Annotated in this window: 13 protein-coding genes; 5 read left to right on the plus strand and 8 right to left on the minus strand. The window is 64.8% G+C overall.

Going from position 1 to position 22,615, the window contains the following annotated elements; all coding sequences use genetic code 11:
* The first annotated feature begins 3 nt into the window (after nt 1–3).
* Nucleotides 4–1,437: an aminotransferase class V-fold PLP-dependent enzyme gene (locus tag SX243_07800; protein MDY7092859.1), complete on the plus strand. Its 1,434-nt coding sequence runs from the start codon at nt 4–6 to the stop codon at nt 1,435–1,437.
* A gap of 6 nt (nt 1,438–1,443) precedes the next feature.
* Here SX243_07800 and SX243_07805 read toward each other — a convergent pair whose 3' ends face one another.
* Nucleotides 1,444–2,376: a methyltransferase domain-containing protein gene (locus tag SX243_07805; protein MDY7092860.1), complete on the minus strand. Its 933-nt coding sequence runs from the start codon at nt 2,374–2,376 to the stop codon at nt 1,444–1,446.
* Here SX243_07805 and SX243_07810 point away from each other — a divergent pair.
* A complete protein-coding gene (locus SX243_07810) occupies nt 2,375–3,373 on the plus strand; it encodes a Gfo/Idh/MocA family oxidoreductase (protein ID MDY7092861.1) in 999 nt (332 codons plus the stop codon). The two genes, SX243_07805 and SX243_07810, sit on opposite strands and share 2 nt — an antisense overlap.
* A 23-nt stretch (nt 3,374–3,396) precedes the next feature.
* Here SX243_07810 and SX243_07815 read toward each other — a convergent pair whose 3' ends face one another.
* From SX243_07815 to SX243_07830, 4 genes are all read right to left on the minus strand, one after another.
* Nucleotides 3,397–5,094 (minus strand): S53 family peptidase, encoded by a 1,698-nt coding sequence (locus SX243_07815; protein ID MDY7092862.1) that lies wholly within the window; start codon nt 5,092–5,094, stop codon nt 3,397–3,399.
* A gap of 189 nt (nt 5,095–5,283) precedes the next feature.
* The gene (locus SX243_07820) at nt 5,284–7,560 is read right to left on the minus strand and encodes a TOMM precursor leader peptide-binding protein (protein MDY7092863.1); all 2,277 of its coding nucleotides are present in this window, start codon (nt 7,558–7,560) and stop codon (nt 5,284–5,286) included.
* Nucleotides 7,561–7,623: 63 nt separating this feature from the next.
* Entirely contained in the window at nt 7,624–7,884 is a 261-nt protein-coding gene (locus tag SX243_07825) for a Nif11-like leader peptide family natural product precursor (GenBank protein MDY7092864.1), read from the minus strand.
* Between the two features lie 354 nt (nt 7,885–8,238).
* Nucleotides 8,239–10,749, minus strand: coding sequence for a hypothetical protein (locus SX243_07830; GenBank protein ID MDY7092865.1), 2,511 nt, complete (start codon nt 10,747–10,749; stop codon nt 8,239–8,241).
* 402 nt (nt 10,750–11,151) lie between these two features.
* Between SX243_07830 and SX243_07835 the strand changes: the two genes are divergently transcribed.
* Nucleotides 11,152–11,736 (plus strand): hypothetical protein, encoded by a 585-nt coding sequence (locus SX243_07835; protein ID MDY7092866.1) that lies wholly within the window; start codon nt 11,152–11,154, stop codon nt 11,734–11,736.
* Nucleotides 11,729–15,352 carry a hypothetical protein gene (locus SX243_07840; GenBank protein ID MDY7092867.1) on the plus strand — a complete coding sequence of 1,208 codons (3,624 nt, stop codon included), beginning with the start codon at nt 11,729–11,731 and terminating at the stop codon, nt 15,350–15,352. The genes SX243_07835 and SX243_07840 overlap by 8 nt, the downstream gene beginning before the upstream one ends.
* A 929-nt stretch (nt 15,353–16,281) precedes the next feature.
* Here SX243_07840 and SX243_07845 read toward each other — a convergent pair.
* Nucleotides 16,282–16,656: a hypothetical protein gene (locus SX243_07845; protein ID MDY7092868.1), complete on the minus strand. Its 375-nt coding sequence runs from the start codon at nt 16,654–16,656 to the stop codon at nt 16,282–16,284.
* Nucleotides 16,657–16,932: 276 nt separating this feature from the next.
* Between SX243_07845 and SX243_07850 the strand changes: the two genes are divergently transcribed.
* Complete coding sequence (locus SX243_07850; GenBank protein MDY7092869.1) at nt 16,933–18,516, plus strand: hypothetical protein; 1,584 nt, start codon at nt 16,933–16,935, stop codon at nt 18,514–18,516.
* A 70-nt stretch (nt 18,517–18,586) separates the two neighbouring features.
* On the opposite strand, the gene SX243_07855 is transcribed toward SX243_07850, so the two are convergent.
* On the minus strand, nt 18,587–20,332 hold the full coding sequence (locus SX243_07855) for a patatin-like phospholipase family protein (GenBank protein ID MDY7092870.1): 1,746 nt from the start codon (nt 20,330–20,332) through the stop codon (nt 18,587–18,589).
* 337 nt (nt 20,333–20,669) lie between these two features.
* A partial coding sequence (locus SX243_07860) for a hypothetical protein (GenBank protein MDY7092871.1) occupies nt 20,670–22,615 on the minus strand: 1,946 nt, incomplete at its 5' end.

Genomic DNA, 22,615 nt, shown 5'->3' on the forward strand with positions numbered 1-22,615 from the left:
AGGGTGGCGAAACAGGCCGAGGAAGGCGCGGCAGCGGGCATTCTGCAGAAGTTTCTGGAAGCTTTCCCCGAGTACCCCCAGACGGAGATCCTGGACCGCCTGCGGCGGGAGGAATTCTCGCGGCTGGACGAGCAGGGGCAGGTCTATCTGGACTACACCGGCGGCGGGCTCTATGGGGAGGAGCAGATCCGCCGGCATTTCGAGCTGCTGCGCTCCACGGTCTTCGGCAACCCCCACTCCTTCAACCCCACCTCGACCCGCACCAGCGAGCTAGTGGAGCGCTGCCGGCGGCGAGTGCTGGAATTTTTCGGGGCCAATCCGCAGGAATACGTCCTGATCTTCACCGCCAACGCCAGCCAGGCCTTGAAGCTGGTGGGTGAGGCCTACCCCTTCAGCGCCGGGGATCGCTTCCTCCTCACCTTCGACAACCACAATTCGGTCAACGGCATTCGGGAGTTCGACCGCGTCCGCGGCGCCGAGACTCGCTATGTGCCGGTGGAACCGCCGGATCTGCGGGTGGATCGTCAGGTCTTGGAGGAGCAGCTGCGTGAGCCGGTGCAAGGAGAGCACAAGCTCTTCGCCTTCCCCGCCCAGAGCAACTTCTCCGGCGTTCAGCACCCGCTGGAATGGGTCGCCCTGGCTCATGAGCACGGCTGGGACGTGCTCCTCGACGCCGCCGCCTTCGTGCCCACCAACCGCCTCGATCTGAGCCGCTGGCATCCGGACTTCGTCGCCCTCTCGTTCTACAAGATGTTCGGGTACCCCACCGGCGTCGGGGCACTCATCGCCCGCCGGGAGGCCCTGGGCAAGCTCCACCGGCCATGGTTCGCCGGCGGCACCATCACCGTGGCTTCTGTGCAGGCGGATCGTCACTTCCTCGCCCCCGGCGGCGCCGCCTTCGAGGACGGCACCCTCGACTACGCCAACATCCCCGCGGTGGAGATGGGGCTGGACTTCTTGGAGCGGGCCGGCATCGAGGTGATTCACCAGCGGGTGCGCTGCCTCACCGGCTGGCTGCTGCGGCGGCTCCAGGAGCTGCGGCACTCCAACGGCGAGCCACTGCTTCGAATCTACGGACCCATCGACGAAGAAGGCCGCGGCGGCACGGTGACGGTGAATTTCCGCGATGCTCAGGGCCGCTTCATCGACCACCAGCTCATCGAGCGCCGCGCCGCCGAGGAAGGAATCTCCATCCGCACCGGCTGTTTCTGCAATCCCGGCGCCGGGGAGATGGCCATGGGGCTCTCCCGGGGTGAGCTGGACAGCTGCCTCAGCGGTCATGAAGATCGCCTCTCCTACGACGACTTCCACAACTGCATCACGGAGAAGGGCACCGGTGCGGTGCGTATCTCGGTGGGGCTGGCGAGTAACCTCAAGGACGTGGAGGCCTTCGTGGCCTTCGCAGGACGGCTCCTCGATCGAGGGCGTCTCGGCTGAAGAGGCTCAGGCTTTGCGCAGCCGCCAGCAGAGGTACGATGCCCGGCCGCTACGGAGGGCCTGATAAACCTCTCCAGTGACCTCGGCGATGCGGCGGATGAAGGGGTGGTCGGGATTCGGCACCCCCTCTTCGAGCAACGTCTGGACGGTCTCGGAGGCTTCCTCCGCGGCGGCCACAGCCTCCGTGATGTCCTCCTCCCACTCAACGGCGAAAGGCGCCGCCCGCAGGATCCGCTCCCTCGACGGCCAGTCGTGGGGGAAGTGTTCCAACGCCCACAGATCGGACCAGCACAAGATCCCACCGGGACGCAGCACGCGGTGGACCTCGGAGAGAAACGCCGCGAAATCCGGATAGCAGTGGGAAGATTCCAGATTCAACACCACGTCGAAACTCGCGTCCGCCAACGGCAGCGCTTGAGCGTCTCCAGGCTGGAAGCGCAGATCCTCGTGAGAGTGGAAACCACGGCTGAGGAAGGTGTTGGCCAGGCAGCGGTCGACCCCGAGGACTCGCCTTGGCTCGGCGTAGCAGACGAGATAGGAAGCATTGCCGCCGCGGCCGGAACCGACTTCGAGCACGCTACGGCCGCTGAGGTCGAGGTCCCGCAGCACGTGGCGCACCAAGGCCAGGTGATGGCGCCGAGGCCGGTCGCCGGGAAGCAGCCAGGAGTAGGGGGAGGAGCGCTCCGCCGGCGTGCCATACTCCTCGGCGTAGCCGTAGTTCATGAACACGAAGCCAGGGTCGCGCACCCGCTGGCCCAGGAGGTCGTAGAAGAGGGCGGCGGCGTCCTGAGTCGTCCCAGAATCTGATGGGCTCGATGCTGGTGAGCCTGATGTCGGTGAGCCCGAGGTCGGCGAGCGCGAGGTCGATAAGTCCAGCGTCGATGAGCCCAAGGAAGCCGAGCGCGCAGCGGCCGAATCTCTGTTCCCGGAAGTACCCATGATCGAATCCTCCGCACCCTACCGCGCCCTCGTCTGCGGCAGCAACTACGGCCGCGTCTACCTCGAGGCCCTGGCGGGGCAGGAGCGCGTCCGGCCGGTGGGGCTGCTGGCCAGCGGCAGCGAGCGGAGCCGGGCGCTGGCGGGGAAGCACGGCCTGCCACTCTACCGCTCCGCCAGCGAGCTGCCCGCCGGCATCGATCTGGCCCTGGCGGCGCTTCCTTCTTCGGCCAACGACGTCGTCCTGGAGCTCTTGGAGCGCGGGGTCCCGGTGCTCTGCGAGCATCCCCGCTCCCCCACTTTCGTCCAGCAGGCCTTCGAGATCGCCAAACACGTCGGCGTGGCCTTCCAGATCAACGGCCACTTCGGCGATCTGCCCGCGGCTCGAAGCTTCGCCGAGGTCTTCCGGAAGCAGGTCTCGGTCTCCCCACCCCGCTTCCTCCAAGTCACCGGCCAGGAGCGCAGCCTCTACGCCGTGCTGGACGTCCTGGACCGGGCTTGGGGCGGGCTCGAAGCTCTGAAGCTGCGGGAAGCCTCTGTGGACAACGAGAGGGAGCCCCGGTCGTCCTCCTCTACCGCCTGGGCTCATCTCGCCGGCACCCTGGGTGAGGTTCCCATCGACTTGCGCATCCAGGTTCCCCCGGTTAGCCCTCCCGACGGCAGCCCGTCCTATTGGGTGGACTTGCAGCTGGCGGTGGGTTTCGATACCGGAGTGCTCTCCCTCCTCTCCCTCGCCGGACCGGTGGTGTGGAATCGCAATCTGGCCCGGTCGGCGGCGGAAGATCGGGCGCTTTGGGAGCTGGTTGGAGGCTCGTCCCAAGGAATCCAGGGCCCCTCACCGTCCGAACTGCGAAGAGCCCGGGAAGAGGCCAACCGGGCGGCCGTCGGCCGGCTGGTGCAGGTTCTGGAAGGAGCCGATCCGGAACCGGTGGTGACACGGCACCGCTTGCTGGCCCTGGCTCGGGCCTGGGAGCTGGTAGGGAGCCGGCTGCGCTCCTGAGCGGCAAGTCCGGTCTGGAGCTCCTAGGTCTTGGCCTTCGCCTTGGAGCCCTTCACCTCCTCCCGCAGGGCTGCCAAGAGCTTGGTGCCCACCGGGCGGCCCAGGCCGGTGCAGGGATCCCAGCCAGTGGCGGTGGCCATGTAGAGGCCGTTGTCGCCCTTGCAGATGTTGATGAAGGCGTCTTCGAAGCTGGGCTCGTAGATCGTCGGCGTCAGCCACCCCACCCGATACCCCTTCTTGAGGTCCTGGTTGGCTTCGATGATCTGCATCACCAGTCCGCCCAGGAGGGGCGCCGCCGAGCTGGTCCCGCCCATGCCCACCTCGGCACCGCCGATGATCAGAGCGTAGCCGGTGGCCAAGGCGGCGAGGGCGCTGATGTCGGGGATGCCCCGTTTCAAAACCCCGAAGGGCGCCACCGCGCCATGCTGCCATTTGGGGGCAGCGAATTTCTCGCTGGCGCCGCCGCCGCTGGCGGAGAAATAGAGGTCCATGCGCCCCTCCCGCCACACGCACTCGCGCACGTCCCGGTCCGTCGGAGCGCTGAGGATGGTGGTGCCGCCGCAGGCCAACGAATAGATGCTCGACGCCGGGTAATACACCGGTCCGCCACCGAAATCACCGGAGGCGAAGCACACCGTCACCCCCAGGGACGCGGCTTTGGCCAGAGCGCTCTCCATGGCCTGCAGGCTGTCGCTGCGCATGCGATATTCGTACTGCCCCCAGCTGCAGGAAACCACCGTGGGGAGCCCGTACTTCTCCCGGAACTCGGCGCCCAAGATGTGTTCCATGGCGGCGGCCTGGTCGTCCTGGGTGTTGGGCGCGAAGACCACCACGATACGAGCGTCCGGGACCACCGCCCCCACCACCTCGATATCGGTGGTCGTCTCGATGGTCCAGGTGATGTTGTTGACGCTGTCCTCCTCGGGAGTGTCGAGGCTGTCCGAATCCACCGGCTCGGGCTCGAAGCCCTGAGCCTTGAGGAATCGCTGGACCGCTTCGTTGGAGGCGGGTTTGTTCTTCGCCCCGAAGAGCTCCAGGACCTCGATCTGGGGAGTCTTGAGACCGATCCCCGAGAAATAGTGATCTAGATCCTCCTGGTGAAAGCCGCCCCCCAAGAGCAACAGCGCCACCGTCTGGCCCTTGCCGGTGTACTGCATGGGAAAGTCGTAGAGTTCTGCCACCTGCCGCACCTCGAAATTGTCCTTCGTGCGCTCGGCGATGCGCGGGCGGCGTTTGAACAGCGCGGGTGTTTCGTCCAGGCCCTGAACCGCCTCGAGGGTTTCGCTCAGCTGATCCGGCACCAGCACCGGACTGCTGTGGGTGCGGAAGGTCTCGCCGTCCTCGTGGACGTTCTCCAGCTCCACCTTCAGGGCCTTTTGCAACTTCGCCAGCGGTCCCTCCACCACCACCGACCGCTGACCGGGACGCAGGGCCTTCACCTTCAGCCCCATACGCCGGGCGAATGTGGCCACCTTTTCCATATCCTCTTCCCGAGCCCCGAAGCGCTCCTCCCACTCCTCCACCGTCAGGTGCTGGCGCTGATGCGGCAAATGCCCCGCCAGGTTGTCGAGAATTCCCCCCAGGCGCTCGCTCATGGTGTCTTCGTCCCGAGGCCGCAATCGGAAGGTGACCTCCGCGGTCTCGTCCAGATCGACGCTGCGGGCGGGACGGAGCCGAGCCAGGCTCGGCAGCGGGCGGGACGGCAAGATCGGTTTGGCCATGCTGACTCCTCTCGATCCGGGCCCGAAGAGATCCGTTGGGAAGCTCCTCGGTCGGGATACACATTTCGGGCAAACAACTGGATGCAACGACTCTAGCAAGAGTCCGTCATGGCAGCGTCAAACTCGTGCGACGAGGTGACAGCGTCTTCGAGCTCAGAGGAGTCTTCGAGCTCAGAGGAGTCTTCGAGCTCAGAGGAAGAGATGCACCGGGTTGAGCTCCTCCTCCGACCGGGCCGCCGGCAGCCAACCCAGTCGCACCGGCACGTCGTAGAGGCGTCCCGGGGCGAAGCGGGCCCACCAGGGCCGCATCCCCGGCACCACCACTTTGACCACCTTCAACGGCGCCTCCCGGCGGGATTGGTCCAGAACCAAGACATCGAGGTCGAGGTCCCGGGCGCGCTCCACCAGCCATGCCACATCCTGGGCCAGATCCGGCCTCGAGGTGTCGGGCCAGTCATCGGCAGCTCGGGACGGCTGATCCGGTGCCGGCTCCAACCATTGGGGGTCTTGTCCCGCCGCCAGCCGCGGCCAGCGCTGGGCCAGCGGGTTGTCCCCACTGCGGCGGGGCAGAAACTGCACCAGCTCGGTGAGGGCCCGGCCCACCGCTACGTCGGGGTCCAGATGGGCGCCAAAGCCCATCATCAAATCTCCCGCCACCGTATCCCGCCGCCGGGAGAGCGCCGCCACCACCGGCACTCCGAAATCGCTGGTCAGGTCCAACGACCACAGCCGCCGGCCCTGGCTCTCCAGATGACGCAGAAGCTCCCCACTGTGGGCGTCGGCGAAGGACTCCAGATCCACCGCCGGCCGCTGTACCCGGGAGTACCACCACAATGCCGCCGCATCCCGTTCCACCAGCTCCAAGAAACCCTGAAGGACGGCTTCCTCCACGGTGTTGCCCGCGGCGTTGCCGTTGGAATCCGCGAGGCAGAGGGGGGCCTGTTCTTCGTAGTCGTAGTAGAGCAGGCCGGTGGGCAGCCAGCGGGTTGTCTCCTCGGTGAGGGACCATAGCGGCGACCACTCCACGAGCCGATCCTCCGGAAAGGCCGCCGGCACCCAATTGGCGAGGCCTTCCCGACGATTCCAATCCTCCCGCCCCTGGATCTGAGCCTGGCTGAAGAGCATGCAGCGGTTCGGGTGCACCGCCGCCTTTCCGAGCTCCTGGAAGCTGGCGCTGCGGCGGGGTTCGTCGCCGCGAAAAATCCCCGAGTAGCGCTCCACCGCCTCCGCCAATGCGCTGACCCGGGCCTGCTGAGCGTTCTTGCCCTTGCCGCTGCTGTGGCGGCCGAGGCGCCGGCGGAGAGCCCCCCAGGAATCGTAGGAACGGGGAATGGCGTGGGCAGCGGAATATACGTGCAGCCCCTGGGAGCTCGCGGCCTGGGCGGGAGTCTCCGCGGGAAGCCGCCGCAGACCGTGGACGATCCCGGTGATGGGGCTGTAGCAACGCTCCAGGCGCCGGTAGGTCTCCTCCACCGGCAGCGCCCGATGGCCGCCGTCGTCGGTTGAAGCCTTGGGTCTTGGAACGAGATGCACAGGCGCCGCCGAGAGCACCGTCTCCCTCCCGTCCTCCCTCTCCGGACCACCGCACTGCGGACAGCCACCGCCGGCAGGAACGGGATGAGGACGAACCTGGCGGGAGGCGAGATCGAAGCTCCACAACCGCCGCCGCAGGGGCGAGTGGGGGCCCAAGTCCACCGCCGCCAGCCCCTGCACCAAGGCCTTCAAGCCTTGCTTCCAGCCACCGAAAGCGGCGGTCCCGGAAGCCCCTTCACCCAACCACCGCTGCACCGGCCGGTTGGCGGCGATGGCCGCGTTCAGGCAGGCGAGGCAGAGAGCGTCCTCCGGCCCGAGGAGAGGGCCGAGCCAGGACACTTCCGGATGGGGGCGGAGCAGCAGGCCGAGCCTTCCTGCCGACCATAGAGCTCGGCGCATCTCTTCGAGACCGGGATGGTCGTAGGAGGTCGTGGGGATCAACCACAGCTCGGCCTCCCCGTCGCTCACCTCCTCCAGCGACGCATCGGGGAGCAGCTCGCGGACGTCGGCGGCCACTTCATGATCTCCGCGGCGCTCCGCCGACGGCGCGAAACAGTCCAGGGAGAGGCCCACCGGCCGTGTCTGGTCCGTGGCGGAGGCGGATTGGCTCCAGGGAGGCCGCGGTGGCTCGCGGGGAAGATCCGAAGCATCCTCGTCGGCCGCCAACAACCCCAGCTCCCTCAGCAACACCAGCGCGGCGAAGATCTCTGCGGGACCGTCATGCTCCCGCAGCCGGTGGATCAGTTGGGGAATCGTATTCCGGCCGTCCAGCAGCGGCACCAGGCGAGCGTAGAAGGATCCCGGGAACCAATGATGGCGGGTCTCTGAAACGAAGATCGCCCCCTCGCCATCCACCGCCCGCACCCGATAGTGGGGGTGCAGACGAGGTGGCTCGGGGGCCTGGGGCGCGGAAGAAGTACGAGCCTTCGGCACGGGGGTCAGGCTCGTCGTCTTCCCGGCAGGGGCCTACTCTCGGTCGGCTTACGGCGCGGGCCGTCAGCGGCCGGGAGCTTCGGAGAACGGCACCACGCAGGTGGTCGGATCCGCGCCACCGTTCTCGGCGATGTCCGGCAGATCGGTGCCCAGCTTGTCCTCCAGAGCCGCCTTGAGCTCCTTCGGGGTCACCTCATAGCCATGCTCTTGGGCCAGGGCCATGGTTTCCTGCTGCATCTGATCCCGAATCTTCGCCATCTTCTGGTAGAGCTCCGGATCCTCGTCGATGGCCTGGAGAAAACTGTCTGCGTGTTCCTTGGACATACTTCTATCCCTTCCTCTCGGTCAGAAGGCTGCGATCTCACGGTCGCAAGCGTTGGGGGAGGCCGCCCTCAAACGAGCGGGGCAGTCTCGCTCAGTGAGCCTATCCCCGACTCGGCTCGTCCTCTAGGCGCCGACGGTGGTTATGGGCAATCCGTGGTGTGGCTCAGGCGATGATTGGGGCCGCCGCAGCGGAAGATTGAACCGGAAGAGCCAGCGAGACGAAGCTCGCCCGGCTCCCTCCTCGAACATCCGCCACAGGAAAGCCGCTCGCAGCGTCCTTCGACTTCTGCCACAGACTGCTGATTTCGTAGATCGACAACGATCAGACTATAGCATCGCCCTCGGCACCACTCGCTACCCCCGAGGCTCGATGAAGTCGAGAAAGGCTGGATCGTCCCGTAGCGGGCGCCAGATGGGATCCACGTGGGGGTGCAGCTCCGGCCATTCGAAGGGGTGACCCGCCGCTACCGCCTGGCGCAGCTCCCGGAGAGCACCGTCCGAGTCTCCCCGCCAGGCCGAGATCGCCGCCATCCAATAATGCTGCTTGCCGAAGAGATAGGGCTGACCGATGCTGCGCAGCTTCTCCAGGGTGTCGCTCACCGAAGGATCCCCACGACGGGCCGCCAAGACGCCCAAGAATCCCTGCACGTCCACCCTCTCACCGGAGGTCTCGGCGAGCCGGCGAAAGGCCTGCTCCGCCTCGTCGTAGTCCTTGGCGGCGAAGAGCGCCCGCGCCAAGCCCTCCTGATAGAAGGGATCTTCCGCCTGCTCCGCCGGCCGCCGGCGATACCAATCCACCGCCATTCCGGCAGCCTGCTGCGCCGCTTCGGGCCGCCCATGAGCCTCCAGCTCCAGCGCCGCCAGCGTCATGGCACTCCCCGGCGTGCTGACGAACTCCCGGGGGAACGATTCCGCCTCTCGCAGCAGGTCGAAGAGCTCGTCCACTTTGCCCAGGGCCGCCAACGCCCGGACCTCGCCCAACACCGCGTGCACCGAGGTGGGATAGAGACGGCGGCCCCGCTGGGCATCCTCCAGCTCCCGAGCATGATCGCCGATGAGGTGCCAGGCACCGGTGAGGTAGAAGAAATGGGCGGTCCAGCCCCGGAGCAGCCCGCGGTCCGTGTCCAGCGGCGCCAGCACCCGCGCCGCCAGCGCCGGGCGGTTGGCCTGTAGCGCGTCCACCCCGAGGGTCTGCGCCCAGGAAGACTGAGGCGACAGCTCCACCGCCTGCCGCGCCACCTCCACCGCCCGGTTGCGGTCACCGCGGCAGCGGGCGTCGAGCCAGTCGAGGTAGAGGCGGTCGTGGGGCGCCAGGGACCGCCGCTGTCCTTGGAGGTTCTCGACGATGGTCTGCACCTGATCGCAGCGCCCCAAATTGAGGTGCGCGCTGGCCGCCACCAGCTGCGGGGTAGCGAACTCCGGCGCGATCTCCGCAGCAGAGGCAAAAGCTTCGATGGCACCCTCGAAGTCCAGCTGCCAATAGCGCTCCATGCCCACCACGTAGGCCTCGTAGGCCTCGTAGCTGGGCGGCCGGGTGACCAAGTTGCCGAATTGCGCCAGCTGAGGATCGAGGTGAGACGCCACACCGGTTCGAACCGCCTGCTCCAGATCCTCCAACACCCCGATGGGATCCGCCACCGGCGTGCGCAGGGGATCGAGACCGGAGAGCATCTTGCCCCCGGCCACATCGGTGATCTGAGCCCGCAGGATCAGCTCTTCCCCACTCTTGTAATAGGCCCCGGAGACGACGGTGCCGGCGCGGGTCTCCCGGGCGACGGCGAAGAGATCCGCCGGCCCCTGGGGAGCGCCCTCCTGCTCTCGTACGAAGCGGGCGGAACGCACCGCCAAGTCCATTGGCACCACGTCCACGGTCCCCGCCCGGCTCAGCCCCTGGGTCAACCAGTCGGCGATGATCACCCCCAGGGAGTCGAGCTCCGGATCCCCGGTGCGATTCTCGAACGGAATCACCATCACCCGCTCGCTCACCAGGATGTCCTGGACGGCCTCCGAACCTGCCTCTCCGGCAGTTGCCGCGGAGCCGGTTCTCTCACCGGCGGTCTCCCCGTCTCGGCCGCCTCCCGAGCCCCATCCCATCACCAGCCCCAACACCACCAGCGCCGCCACCACCAGCGCTCCGGCGATCCCCCACAGCCGTCGGGACGATCCGGCGGAAGCCACTCGGCGGGCCTTGGTGGAATCCGGCGGCGCCTGCAGCGGCCCACCGCCGGCGGCGGCCGCCTCGAAAATCTCCACCGGATCGTTGACCCCCGCTAGCCGATACAGGCCGTGGGAGGCCCAGTCCAGGTCGTCAGGAAGGTTGGTGGCGCTCACCGCGGCACGGCGGGCGAGGTCGTAGGCCCCCTGGGTGAGCAGGGTCTGCCCTCCCTGAGCGAGGTTGCCAAGCCGGGTGACGATGGGTTTGGCGAGCCCTTCCACTTCCACGGGCTTGGCGCCGCGGGCGACGTCCTCGGGCTCGTTGCGCTTGATCACCACCTCGCCGAGGTGGATCCCCACCCGTGCCGCCAGCGGAACCCCCAACTCTTCGTGCAGCGCCTCCAGCTCGCGGTGATAGCGCAGGGCGAAGCCCAAAGCCTCCACCGGCCGCTCGAAGAGCATCAAGAAGCCATCCGTGCGGTCGATCTCCAGCCCGTGGAAGGCCAGCAGCAGATCCCGCGCCAGGCGGTCATGGCGCACGAAGACCTCCGACGCCCGCTGGTCCCCCAACTCCTCCACCAGCCGTGTGCTGCCCACCAGATCGCTGTTGAGCAAGGTGACGATGGCCGCCTCCACCATCGGTCCCTCGGTGCCCAGCACCGCGGAGAGCCGAAACGACCCGGTGGTCCGGGGCCCTTCGAAGTCGCTCACCACGCCTCCACGCCCCAGCCTCTCCACCTTCCCTCGGTGGAGCAACCCCAACCCATCGTGTCGCCAGCCCGAAGCTTCCCGCCCCGGCCGGTGCTCGTCATGCCCATCGAGCTGCGATTGTACGTCGCTTTGGCCCTCAGGTCATCCGCCGGCGGCGATGGTGAGGTGATCCCTGAACCGCATCAGATTCGCTCTTGCTTATGTGACGATCTCTCTCAGCCTGTCTCCCGAACCCCCACCGCCGGCAACAGAGCTTCGACACACCGACTCAAATCACGGCTCCCATCCCGTGCTGGCGCCTCCAGGGCGAGGAGGAAGAACTTCCTCCACTCCTTCGGGGCCTAGCACGCATCGGCCCAACGGCTGCACCGGGAAGCCCTCGTTTTTCCGCGGAGGAAGACCATGACCACGACCCAAATCTTCGCCGAGCTCCTCGTCATCGGCTTCGGCGCCTTCGCCTGGCTCCTAGTCCTCGGCGCCGCCATCTTCGGATGGGAGGTCCCACGAGTGGCTGAGCGCCTCACCTCTTGGGAGCTTTTGCTGCCGATGCTGTCGCTGGTTTACGTGCTGGGAATCGTGGTGGACCGCCTCGCGGATTGGTTCTTCGACCGTTGGGACAAGCAATACCGCGACGAGGAATTCGAAAGCAAGGAGGCCTTCTATAACGCTCGCCGGCTGATGGTGTACTACGGCAAAGGGCTTTGGGAGGACTTGGAATACGGACGCAGTCGTCTGCGCATCTGCCGGGGTTCCGCCTGCAACTCAGTAGCCCTGCTCGTCAGCCTCTTCATCCTATGGATCACCCGAGCAGACGTGGGACCTGAGCACTGGTTCCAGAAACTTTCCTGCACCTTCTTTCTGCTCGCAATCACGGTGCTCTGCGTGGCCTGCTGGCGCAAGCTCGTCGTCAAGGAATACAGGAAAACAAAGAGACAGTCCAAATGGCTGAACGACCAGCTGAAGAAACGAGGCTACTGCCATGACTGAGCGCTACGATGAACGAGACCGCGGGCGCCGTGAGCGCCCTCACGGTCACTATGAGATCGATCTCTCACGGTCCCGGGCGCCGCGGGCCTTTCGAGACCGGAGCAATCTTTGGAAGGACGAGCTTCGGCGGATCTACCGGCTTCTGGGTCGGCAAGTCCATGCCATAGAGTCCTGGGAAGCGGAACAGCGCAAGTCGAGTAAAGAGCGAGTTCCATCCGAGAGTCTTCCCCACCTCTCCATCGCTATCTTCGGTCCCTCCGGTTCCGGCAAAAGCAGTCTGCTCCGTACCCTGAAAGATGACGTAGAGCGCAAGGATAAAGCTGTCCGCGAGTCAGCTCTCGACAACGATGTTGCTGCCCTTTCTCTCATGGATCCCACCACCTGGCGTTCCACGGACCAATTCCTCTACGCCTTCCTAGCAGCGGCCCTCGAACTCGAACAGTCGAGGGCCAAGGAACGGGAGCACGGTTACCCGCAGGGACTCTCCCCAGTGCAGCTGGCCTTCCAGGAAGTCAACGAATACCTTCGCGTCGTCGACGAACCCGAAGGCAAAAGCGACTATGACCCACTGGGACTGAGTCTCCAGAAGCTGGAACGTCACACGAGCGGACTCCGACTCAGAGATGCCTTGGGTACGTTCATCGACCGGTTGGCGGATGAACTCGGCGCGAAAGCGGTCTTGCTGCCGGTGGACGATCTGGACATGTCTCCGGATCACTTGCTCGAGTCACTCCAGACCTACCAGAGCTTCCTCAATCACCCACGGTTGATACCGGTCTTTGCCTTCACGGATCGGATGCCGGAAGAGCTGCTCGAGAATCATTTTCAGCGCAAGCTTCGCGAACGAGCGAGTGAACCCGAGGACGAGATCGGCCGTTTAACCATGAGCGTCAAGATGGCGGTCCAGTTCCTGGCTCGATGTTTCCCCGTACGTAACCGCATTCGGCTCGGCCCCGCGCCGGCCAGGGTGCAGCGAGCCCAATTCATCCTCGAGCCAGAGCACTGGAGAAAAACAAGGGATCCCGAGAACCCTCCTCGGATGGACGTACTCGAGCTTCTTCTCACCTCGAGTTTTCTCTTGTTCGGTCACCCTGACAATGAGGACAGCCACCAGGTGAGGGCTTCTTTGCGACCTTCGACTCTTCGCCGTCAGTTTCAAGTCGTGGATGCCATGGCAGATTGCCGTATCGATGCGCTCCGAGTCCCCCAGGTCGCACAACTGGCCGGCTTGGACTCAAGACTGGTCGAGGAAGTCGGCTCGTTCGGGCGCGACTGGAGAGTGTTCGACAGCGAAAAGAACTGCGAGAAATGGATCGAAGCCGTGCCGACCAAGCCGGAAACGGGTTACACGGACTCTGAGGGCGACTTCAAGTACATGAGAAAATTTCGTTTACCGGAGCTTTGGAATATCTTTCCGGGCGGGCCTCAGAAGGGAGCCAATAACCCCATCTGGATAGGCTTTTGGATTCCTGTCCTGCGCCTCTGGGGAAAAGAAATCGGAGCTACCTGGGCTACGCTCTTCAACGGTGCCGTCTGGTCTCTTCTCAACGTGCACCGGGACACCCTCCGAGAATTGAACCTGCATCTCGAGGATCTCTACAGCTGGACACCCAAGGAGCTTAGAGGTGTGATCGTCGCTCGTATCTTGGCGGAAGACCAGGCTACGCGCCGCACAGTGGTGGACCGCTGGTTCAACCGCACGGACTACCGGCGTAGTCAGGTTCTCTCGCTTCTAGCGGCCAACATCTTCCGTCCGTGGATGAACGGCGAGGAACCCTATGGCGACGAGGAACTGCCTGTCAGGGCTTTCCTTGAGCAAGAGCGTGAGAGCTCCAGTTCCATATCCGTCGATGCGGATTTCCCCAAAGACCGATCACCTGACAGGGATCAAATCCTGCAACGTATGACCATCCCATCTATCAAGGGGCTGCTTTGGTTCCTCAACGTGACTTTGGGCTTCTATTTGCCCCAGATCAAGGCTCGGGACTGGTCCGACGTATTTCCGTTAGGTCAGCCCGTCAAGGGACGGATGAATGGCAACGGATGGGATCTACGCCACGCACCCATCACCGCCCTCCGCATCGCCGACCAGAAACGGAACATCTTCGGTTTCGGCATGCTCTTCCTCAATCCAACCGGCTACCGCCACGCGCTCGAGATGGCGCAGATCGAGCAGTTCATTAGCGATTACGAGCAATTGGACCAAGCGATACAGGACAACCAAAACGCCCTAGGAAAGCTTGAGAGCAAGAAGCGTAGGAGCCAAAAGGACAAGGCCGAAATCGAGAAAAGAAGTGCTGCAGGACTAGCTCTCGAAGCAACAAAGGAAGAATCAGCGCAAAATGTCCAAGGCTGGAGAGAGCAGGTGCAGGTCTGGGGTGGCACTAGCAGCGGCTGGCCCAACTATCTCCTGCTTCGGGTCTGGAGCTGCACCGGCTACAGCCGAGGGCGCTACTGGGCTACTTTCTCGCTTTGGCGGGGACTGGGGTTCATCGGCGAAGTCCTCGAGCTGGCGATCAAGGAGAGTGAGAGCACCGAGGAGGCGCTCAAAGAGTTGGCAGCTCAGGACGCTGATCCGGCCCAGTTACTCCTGGGCACCCGGGGTTTCGAACTCAATGAAGAAACGCCGAAGCTGGTGCATCTGACGTCCGAGCTCAAGAGACTGATTCGCTCGCATTGCCTGGCAACCCTCGTCCCGGGATCTCTTCTCAGCCAGAACTCCACCGAAGACATGCTTCTCCACGGATCGCCGCGGTGGGAGCCTAGCTCTCCCGGAATTCAAGAGGCGGTGCAGGAATTGGCGGAGAGGTTGTTAGGGTGGTTGACCTTGAACTGGCACCATGTGATTTACCCCCTACCGGCAGGAAAGACCTGGCTCGGCTGGGCCGACTGTTTCATCCGCAGAATCCACGGAGAGGCAATCCTCGGCGGCCTCTGGCCTCGCCTCAACGCCGCCTATCTGGAAGAACAGGCACGGCCCGAAGAATGGAGGAGATTAGCCAAGTGTCGCAGCTACAAGCGTACCCAAGAGGCTCGCGAGACCTTCGAAACAGAACTCGTGAGGGACGAGACAGTATTTCGCTGGAGCGCTGCCGTGGCCGCCGGGACCTGGTCTGACATTCTTCTAGAGTACTGGCGGGGCTGCCCTCCCATCCTCGAGCTTCTCCTAACCTGTCCGGCCTTCTTCAAGAACCGGGAGCGATTTGCTGGAATCGATCAGGGAAAGTACCGGGAGGAGGTTGCCATCGACCACCCCCGACTCAGAGGTGCCACCTTGGGGAACCATTCAAATTCCGTGAGCTGGGACCTCGGTCTCGACCGTCAAGAGATCAGCCGCTACAAGTGGCTTGCCCGACTGGGCTTGCCCCTTGAACGATGGGAGCATCTTCAAGAGGCGGACGTGATCAGGCCTCTGGTTCCTGACACTCTCTGCATCGAGCGGGCAACAACAGACCAATTCTCGGCACCAACGCCGACTCATGTCGAACTCGGGCTGAAGAACTCAGACATTAGAGAGTCTCCCAAGCTGGAGGATAAGGTCTCAGAAAGAGCCTACAAGGATGATCCTGCAGGATACCGCCTCTACGAGCTCAATCCCAAGGATCCGGACCGATGAATCCACTACCTGGTCCCCTTCTTCCTTTCGAGATACTCGGCCAAGTAGCTCCGATCCTCGCTTGGGCAGAAGGGGATCACGGCAGCCGCTTGCCGGCGACCTGGAGCTCTGCATCGAGGCCATTCAAAGAACGAGAGCGAGGTTGGCTACTCAAGGAGCTCCCGACCTACAGCTATGACAACGTCGACGACATCGTTCGCGGCGCTCGGCGGCATCACAGCCGCGGCAAGCACAGGCCCGCGAACTTGCCGCTTCCTCCGGATCGGCACTACGGACGACTCTCCGCAAGTCCCAACTACGATCTGATCCAGGCTTTTCGTGAGCTCAACGAGTACTTCTTCATCTGGAACGGCCCAGAGCCTGCGGTGCGGGAAGGACGCATGGAGATGCTCCACGAGCTGGCCTTGCGCCTCCCAGCGGGGCACATCGTGCGGCACGGACATGCCCGCATGGTCTCAGAGGGGGTCCTTACCTTTGAGCAGGCCCTCGAGCTTCCCGAGCTCGTGACACTGTTACCAAGTAATTCCTTCGGAATGCGAAGTGTGGTCCGGCGGGGTCTCAGCGAAAGTCATCTTCATCTCAAGTCGGTGATGAGCGCCGAGGAGACCTGGGCGGACAACCTACTCCGGCCACTCTCGAGCACCAACATCCGCGGTAGGTCGGAGGAAGAGAGCCGGCTCCTCTTACTCAATCTCTCAGCAGGCCGCATTCTGGCCATCGCATTGTTACTATCCCTGGCTCCCCTTCCTAAACGGCGATCCCACCGCTTCGCTGCGCGCGCCGAACGCCTCTTGCGGCTCATGGACCGCATCTACTTTGCTCGTAGTGTTGCGGAAGAGCGTGAGATCGCCCGCCAATTGGACGAAGAAATACGCTACGCGGTCATGAACGGCGAGAACTCCACTGAGACTTCTCTGCTTTCTCAGAACCTAGCCCCCGAGTTTCGCTTTCTTCTCCGCTGGATTAGCCCGACCTGGTATCGACTCGTCCATCTTCAGTACCAGCGGAGCCTTCCAGGCAACATTCCCGAAGGGCCGAAGCAACGCCACCACTATGTGCATCGGCTCCACCTCGCGTCTCACTTGCGGCTCGTTCAGCTCTCCAGTCTTCTTCCCGAGGGAGTCGAGGAGGCGCCCACACCCGACCCGCGACGGCGGTTTCTGCACTCTGCTCTCTTCCGCTACATCGTCTGCCGTACCCATCATTGGCAACTGGCTACCCAGCAGGGCCAGACCACCGGGCTCCAGCACTTCCGTACTTACTATGGTTCCTCTCAGCGACGCCTGGCCGGCGTCACCGATCAACAGGAAGCCGAGCTGGTTTTCGAGCGTCTTCGTCGCTGGCGTGGACTCCGTGTACTAGAGGGAAGAGTAGGTCCTCCTGGCGCGCCGCAGGACTTGGTGCCTTGGATCCTCGCCTATGCCCGTCCAGGAGATCGCCGCATTCAACAGTTCGGCCTCGTCGTTCACTTCAAGAAAGAGAAAGAGAGCGTAGAAGATCGCAGCTTTTCAAGCGAGATAAGGCCGCCCATTCCCCGTCTGCGCTGGGGCCTACGACGCCGAAGGCTGCGAGCCGAGGCCATGAGTCTCTACCGCCTGCTCCGCAGACCGACCCCGGTGAGCCCCTTCGTCGTCGGGATCGACGCGTGCAATCTCGAGCTGGAGACCCCGCCGGAGGTCTTCGCACCGGTGTTCCGATTCCTGCGGGAATACCCCATCTCCATGACCGGCATGCGCCAGCGCTACTCGCCCTACTACGACCTGCGAGAGTCCATCCATCAGCTGGCGAACCGCCGCCAGCTGGGCATGACCTACCATGTCGGTGAGGACTTCCGGCACTTGCTCTCCGGCCTCCGCGCCATCCACGAGGTCGTGGAGTTTCTCAGTCCTCGTCCCGGCGACCGCCTCGGGCACGGCACGGCCCTTGCCCTGGATCCCGAAGCCTGGCTGAAGCACAACGGCTATCAGGCCATTCTCCCCAGCCTTGAATGGCTCGACACTCTGGTCTGGGTCCATCACTTCCTGGGACCGGGAGACAACTTGGTCGGTGAGCTGGAGCTGGAGGATCGGATCCAGCGCCTGAGCTGGGAGATCTACAGCCCCGCCCTGGCCGGTAAATACGATCCTCTCGACCTGGACCGCAGACGCACGGAAAAGAAGCAGGAAGAGCCTCCTCGACGAGGCCTGCTGGACTGGGATTGGTCTCCCCTGGCCTTGTGGGACGCCTGGATGCTTCGACAACTAGATCCCTACTCCATCGACATCAACCAGCTCCTACACGGCGAGCTCAAGATGCGTCCCTTGGGTACTTTCTGCGAAGAAAGCCGAAGGTGGCATGAGATCCAGGACAAGGTCCGCCGTCACGTTTCCCGGCAAGTCGGATCCCGCAACGCTTTCCTTCTCCTGGCCAGCTATTGGATCGATCCCCAGGTTCGCAAGCGCGGGAGGGTGCCTTTGGTCGTGGACATGAAGGCGCAAAAGAACAAATGGCTGGCCCTCTGCCAGCGAGTCGAGGAAAAGATGAAGGGCCTGATCCACGAGAGCGAGCTCGTTGTCGAGGCCAATCCCTCCTCCAACCGCATCATCGGCCCCATGGCGAGCTACGGCCAGCACCACATCTTCAACCTGACGCTGGACAAGGAAAAGCGCCTGTCTCGCGGGGTGCGGGTTTCTGTCAACACCGACAACCCGGCGGTGTGCAACACCACCCTCGCTCACGAGCACTATCTGCTGGGGGAGATCCTGATTCAGGATGGGGTGCCGGAGGCAGAGGTCGTTCAGTGGCTGGAGTGGCTGCGCAAGAACGGTGAGGAGTACAACTTCGTCCGTCGCCTGCCCTCGGCGGAAAAGAGTCCCCACATGCAGCGCCTGATGGATTGGCTGCGCAAGATCCGGCCCGGCGTGCTGGAAGCGCGGGACCGCCACAGCAAGCACGAAGCCTTCCGCCGGTGGCACTTGCAGACCCGCCTCCGCTCCCACGGCTTCCCCATCGCCAACATCGAGCAAGAACCGGAGCTCCTGGAGCGGCTACTCGGCTTGGAGGCGGAGCTGAAGAGGCTCCGGCACCTCAACGCCCAGGGAGGAGCGGAGCGAGACCGCGCACAGCAGCTCCTCGCCAAGCTCGAAGCCGAGGTCGAGCGCCTCCGTCAGAGCTGCACTCCGTAGCGCCGGCCGGAGCCCGGTTCGGGACGCCGAGACTCTTGTCCCGGCGAGAATCCCCCCACTCCTTCCCCCCCTACATCCGCGGCCTTACCGCCATCTCCACCCGCGGCCGGGGACCGCCTTCGAAGGGGTGGGAGGGGGTGTGGGTTTCGGAGTCGGAGGTGGGGTCGAGGCGTTGAATCCAGTCGAGGAGCTCTTCCACCGCGCTGTGAGCACGGGTGACGGCGGCGTCGGAGGAGAAGCCCACGTAGGGCACCGTCCTGCCTTGGGCCAGCAAGTCGAGGAGCGACTCGTCGTCGCCGAGAGGATGGCGGGCGTTGTGGTCGAAGTGTTGGAGGGCTTCCGCCAAGGCTTCGAGGCCGGTACGCAGGCGGGCCCAGCGGTGCATGCGCCAGGAGAGGTCGTCGGTGCGCTGGGGGTCGGCAAAGCGTTGGCAGAGCATCTCGGCGGCGGCGGTGCCGCGGCGGACCAGCCTTTGGACCACCTTCTCGGGCATCTTCAAGTTCAGACCTCCCTCCTCCGGCCGCAGCCAGATCTCCACTACCCGATCCTTGAAGGCCGGCAGTTTGAGGTAGCCGTTGTCGTGCCACACCTGAGCACTACGGAAGACGGCACCGAGGAAGCCCACCAGATCTTTCAAGCTCGAACCCTGGCCGTCGAAGAGATGCCACAGATCGCGGCTGCCGTCACTGCGGCGCTGGATCATGTAGAGCAAGTTCTCGCGGGCACCGGCCCGCGCCGGAACACCTTCGGCACCGGTGTATTGGAGGTTGATGCCGAGGGTGGGCCAGCGGGGGTAGAGGGCGTCAAAGCAATGGATCGGGAGGTTGCTGGTGATGCCGCCGTCGCTGAACCAGACCTTTTCCAGAGAGCGGTCCTTCTCGGGCTTTTCGTAATTCGTGGCATAGAGGGGAACCATGGAGAAGAGCACCGGAAAGCTGAGGCTCATGCGCGCCGCCACCACCACCGGCAGGTCACGGGCTCCGGGCAGGGGGAGTTTGTTGTCCTGCCGGCGGGTTTCGGTAGCCACTTCGCCGGCACGACGCTCCAGGTGATCCACGATGCGGCGCGGGAAGAGTCCGCGCCATTCCTCGATGTCGAAGGCGAAGAGACCGGTGTCGAAGGGCAGCAGGTAGGGCCGGCCGAAGGAAACGCAGGTGGTGACGGCGCGGAAGTCGATGGAGCGAAAGTCCTCGGTGACGCAGGACTGCAGCACCTCCGGCACCGGCGCGCCGTGGAGATCACCGAACGTGAGGGGGCTGCCGTCCTCCTTGCCGGCGATCTCGTCCAGCTTGTCCGCCAGCCACTCGGTGAGGGCAGGCACGTCCCCTTCCCGGCGGCGATAGCCCTGGGCCATGCCGGAACACAGTCCGAAGCCGTTGTCCCGCACGGGCCGCAAGACCCGCTTGTGCCACAAGGCCTTCCACACCAGCCGCGCCTTCCACCACAGGCGCCGCAGCCACCCGGCGTTCTTTAGCTGGGACGCCTGGGTGATGAAGCCGAAGAGGTGCTGGGTCTCCTTGTCCGGCCGGAAGAGCGCCGCGAGATTCTCACCGGAGAGCTCCTGAGGAATCTTCTCCAGCAGCTCGAAGCCCACCATCGAACCGGTGGTTCGGCGGCGATACTCCGCTGCGGCAGCCAGGCAGCCGGCGATGGCACCGGCGGAGGTCCCGCCGATCCCCACCAGATGAAAATCCCGGGCGATGCGGGCGATGGCCGGCGGGTAGAGGATGCCGCTGGTCACGCCACCCTTCATCACCAGGTCGCAGCAGCGCCCCGGGGACGAGGACGCTGGGGGAACGGATTCTTCGGTGGACATGGAGCCTCCAGTCAAGAATTCAAGAGCACTCTCCCACCGACGGAGGACGCTCCACCGCACTGGCTGAAAGGCTCAATACATCGTTTGAGACGGTCCTGAGAGCCCATTTTCCCTCGCAGCCTCTTTGAGGACTACCCCCTCACCCGAAGATCCGTCGAGGCCGTCCAGCTATCCCGAATAGCTACCCAAGGTCTCCTGGATCCTCCTGCACTGCACGGCGGTGAGCTTGCGGCCGAAAGGCTCTTTCTTGTGCATCAGGTTGGTCGGATCGTTGATGCTCGCCTAGCACCCCATCGGCCCGGAGAGACTCTGGGCCCCACACTCGTGACCTGGGCTGTCAAGGCCCCACCACCCGCGTCCACGCCGAGGTATTCCCTGCCTCGAAGTTGTCCACGAAGATGATTTGCGAGGCGGTGCTCTCGGGGCGGCCGTCGAGTTGGCGGAGGTAGGCGGCTAGGGCTTGTTGCTCGGTGGGGGTGAGGGTGAGGGCGACGCGGTGGGGGCTGGCGGCGGTGTTCTCGATGGGGGTGGTGAGGACCACGTCGTCGAGACCGAAGAGGGGGTTGGCGTCCGGGGTCGTCACCTCGAGGGTGTTGGCGCTGCCGGGGTTGAAGGTCACGTTCTCGATGCGGGCGGGATCCCAATAGGTCTGGCGCCATTGGGGGTCGTTGTCCGTCGGTGTCAGCAGGATGGAGTGCTCGACGCCGTTGAGGCGGGCCGTCAGCGTGCGCGGGGCGTACCCCAGGCTGTAACGGAACTCCAGAGCGCCGAGCCCGCCGGCACCGCCGTCGATGCCGGTGAAGGTGAGGGTGCCGCCGGCTTGGTTGAGGCTGGCGAAGGCCTGGCCGTGGACCGTGTCGTCGTTGTTGAGGTCGACGTATTGGGTGGTGGCGGACGCGCCGCCGCTGAGCTGGGCATCCTCCGCCTGGAGAATCTCGCCGCCGGCACGGTGGAAGACATCCTCCAGCTGCGGCGCCGAGCCGTCGTGGAAGTAGGGCGGGGTCGCCCAGACGCCCAGCAGGGTCGGGGTGTCGATGCCTGGCAGCGGACCGCCGAGGCGGCCACCGGAGCTGGTGCGGAGGGTGCCGACGTCGTGGAGGGTGGGCGTTCCGAGGGTGCTGTCGGTGAGCTCGGAGCCGCTGTGACAGCCGCCACAACCGAGGCTGGAGAACAGCAGGCGGCCCTGCCCCGCCTCCGGAGTCATGGTCCCGAAGCTGGTGCGGTGGGGACTCCGGGGCACGGTCTCCCGCCCCAGAGACGCGACGTAGGCAGCCAGGGCGTCGAGGTCCGGGTCGAGGCCCGCCTTGGGGCTCCCCAAAGGATCGGCGGTAGCGGCGAAATCACCGTCGTCGAGGAAGCCGGAGCCACCGAAGGCACCGCGGACGTCGTTCTCGAAGTCCTGGATCTCGTCGAAGTTGGCACTCCAATGCACATTGCCGTGGCCCATGCCGGCGCGGCCCCGAAGACTGGTGGTGTTGCGGAAGCCCTCGCCGCGGCCGGTGAAGTCCCAGACCCGGCCGTCCTGCCCGCCGTCCACGTGGCAGCTGGCGCAGGAGAGGTAGCCCTCACCGCTCATCCGCGGATCGCTGGCGTTGTAGAAGATCTGCTTGCCCAGCAGAAGCTCGGGGCTCAGCCGCTCCGCCGCCACCGTCGCCACGGTGGTCGATGGCAGCACCTTGTTGCCGTCCTCGAACAACCCCTGAGCTTCGAGCACGGTGAGGGTGCGGGAGAGGAAATCCTTGACGAAGACCCGATCCGTGGAGTCGTCGACGCACAGTCCCTGGGGTGCCGAGCCAACACCGAGGCGGGTCACCAGGCTGCCCAATCCGGTGGCCTGATCGAAGACTAGGGCGTCTAGCACCACCACTTCGTCGTTGCCCTGGAGGGTGACGAAGAGGTAGTCCCCCAGCGGTGAATAGGCCGCCGACGAGGCCGAGTCGCTGTTGTCCAGATCGATGGCCTGGGCGAGCTCCCCACTCCCCAGATCCAGCTGCGCCGCGATATTGCGCACGCTGTTGTCCTCGTCCAGATCCTCGGCGAAGAAGACGCCGCGCTCGGCGTTGGGCTTGTTGGCGGCGACCCAAAGGCTCTGGCCATCCGGAGCCGGCGCCAGCCCCGCCAGATAATTGGCCACACCGCGGCCGGAGGCAGTGGTGTCGCGATGGGCCTCGCCGCCGAATTTGGGCAGCCGCAGGGTGCGCAACAGGCTCATGGAGGAAGTATCCACCTCCCAGACTTCCCCATGCTGCCGGGGCGAGACGAAGCGGCTGGCCCAGAGCCGGG

Source organism: Acidobacteriota bacterium (genome assembly GCA_034211275.1).
GTDB lineage: Bacteria > Acidobacteriota > Thermoanaerobaculia > Multivoradales > JAHZIX01 > JAGQSE01.

Excerpts from the sequence above, each read along its gene's own strand:
- SX243_07815 (MDY7092862.1), bottom strand. The coding sequence starts at position 5,094 with ATGGCCAAACCGATCTTGCCGTCCCGCCCGCTGCCGAGCCTGGCTCGG.
- SX243_07835 (MDY7092866.1), top strand. The coding sequence starts at position 11,152 with ATGACCACGACCCAAATCTTCGCCGAGCTCCTCGTCATCGGCTTCGGC.
- SX243_07825 (MDY7092864.1), bottom strand. The coding sequence starts at position 7,884 with ATGTCCAAGGAACACGCAGACAGTTTTCTCCAGGCCATCGACGAGGAT.
- SX243_07850 (MDY7092869.1), top strand. The coding sequence starts at position 16,933 with ATGAGTCTCTACCGCCTGCTCCGCAGACCGACCCCGGTGAGCCCCTTC.
- SX243_07805 (MDY7092860.1), bottom strand. The coding sequence starts at position 2,376 with ATGGGTACTTCCGGGAACAGAGATTCGGCCGCTGCGCGCTCGGCTTCC.
- SX243_07855 (MDY7092870.1), bottom strand. The coding sequence starts at position 20,332 with ATGTCCACCGAAGAATCCGTTCCCCCAGCGTCCTCGTCCCCGGGGCGC.
- SX243_07810 (MDY7092861.1), top strand. The coding sequence starts at position 2,375 with ATGATCGAATCCTCCGCACCCTACCGCGCCCTCGTCTGCGGCAGCAAC.
- SX243_07840 (MDY7092867.1), top strand. The coding sequence starts at position 11,729 with ATGACTGAGCGCTACGATGAACGAGACCGCGGGCGCCGTGAGCGCCCT.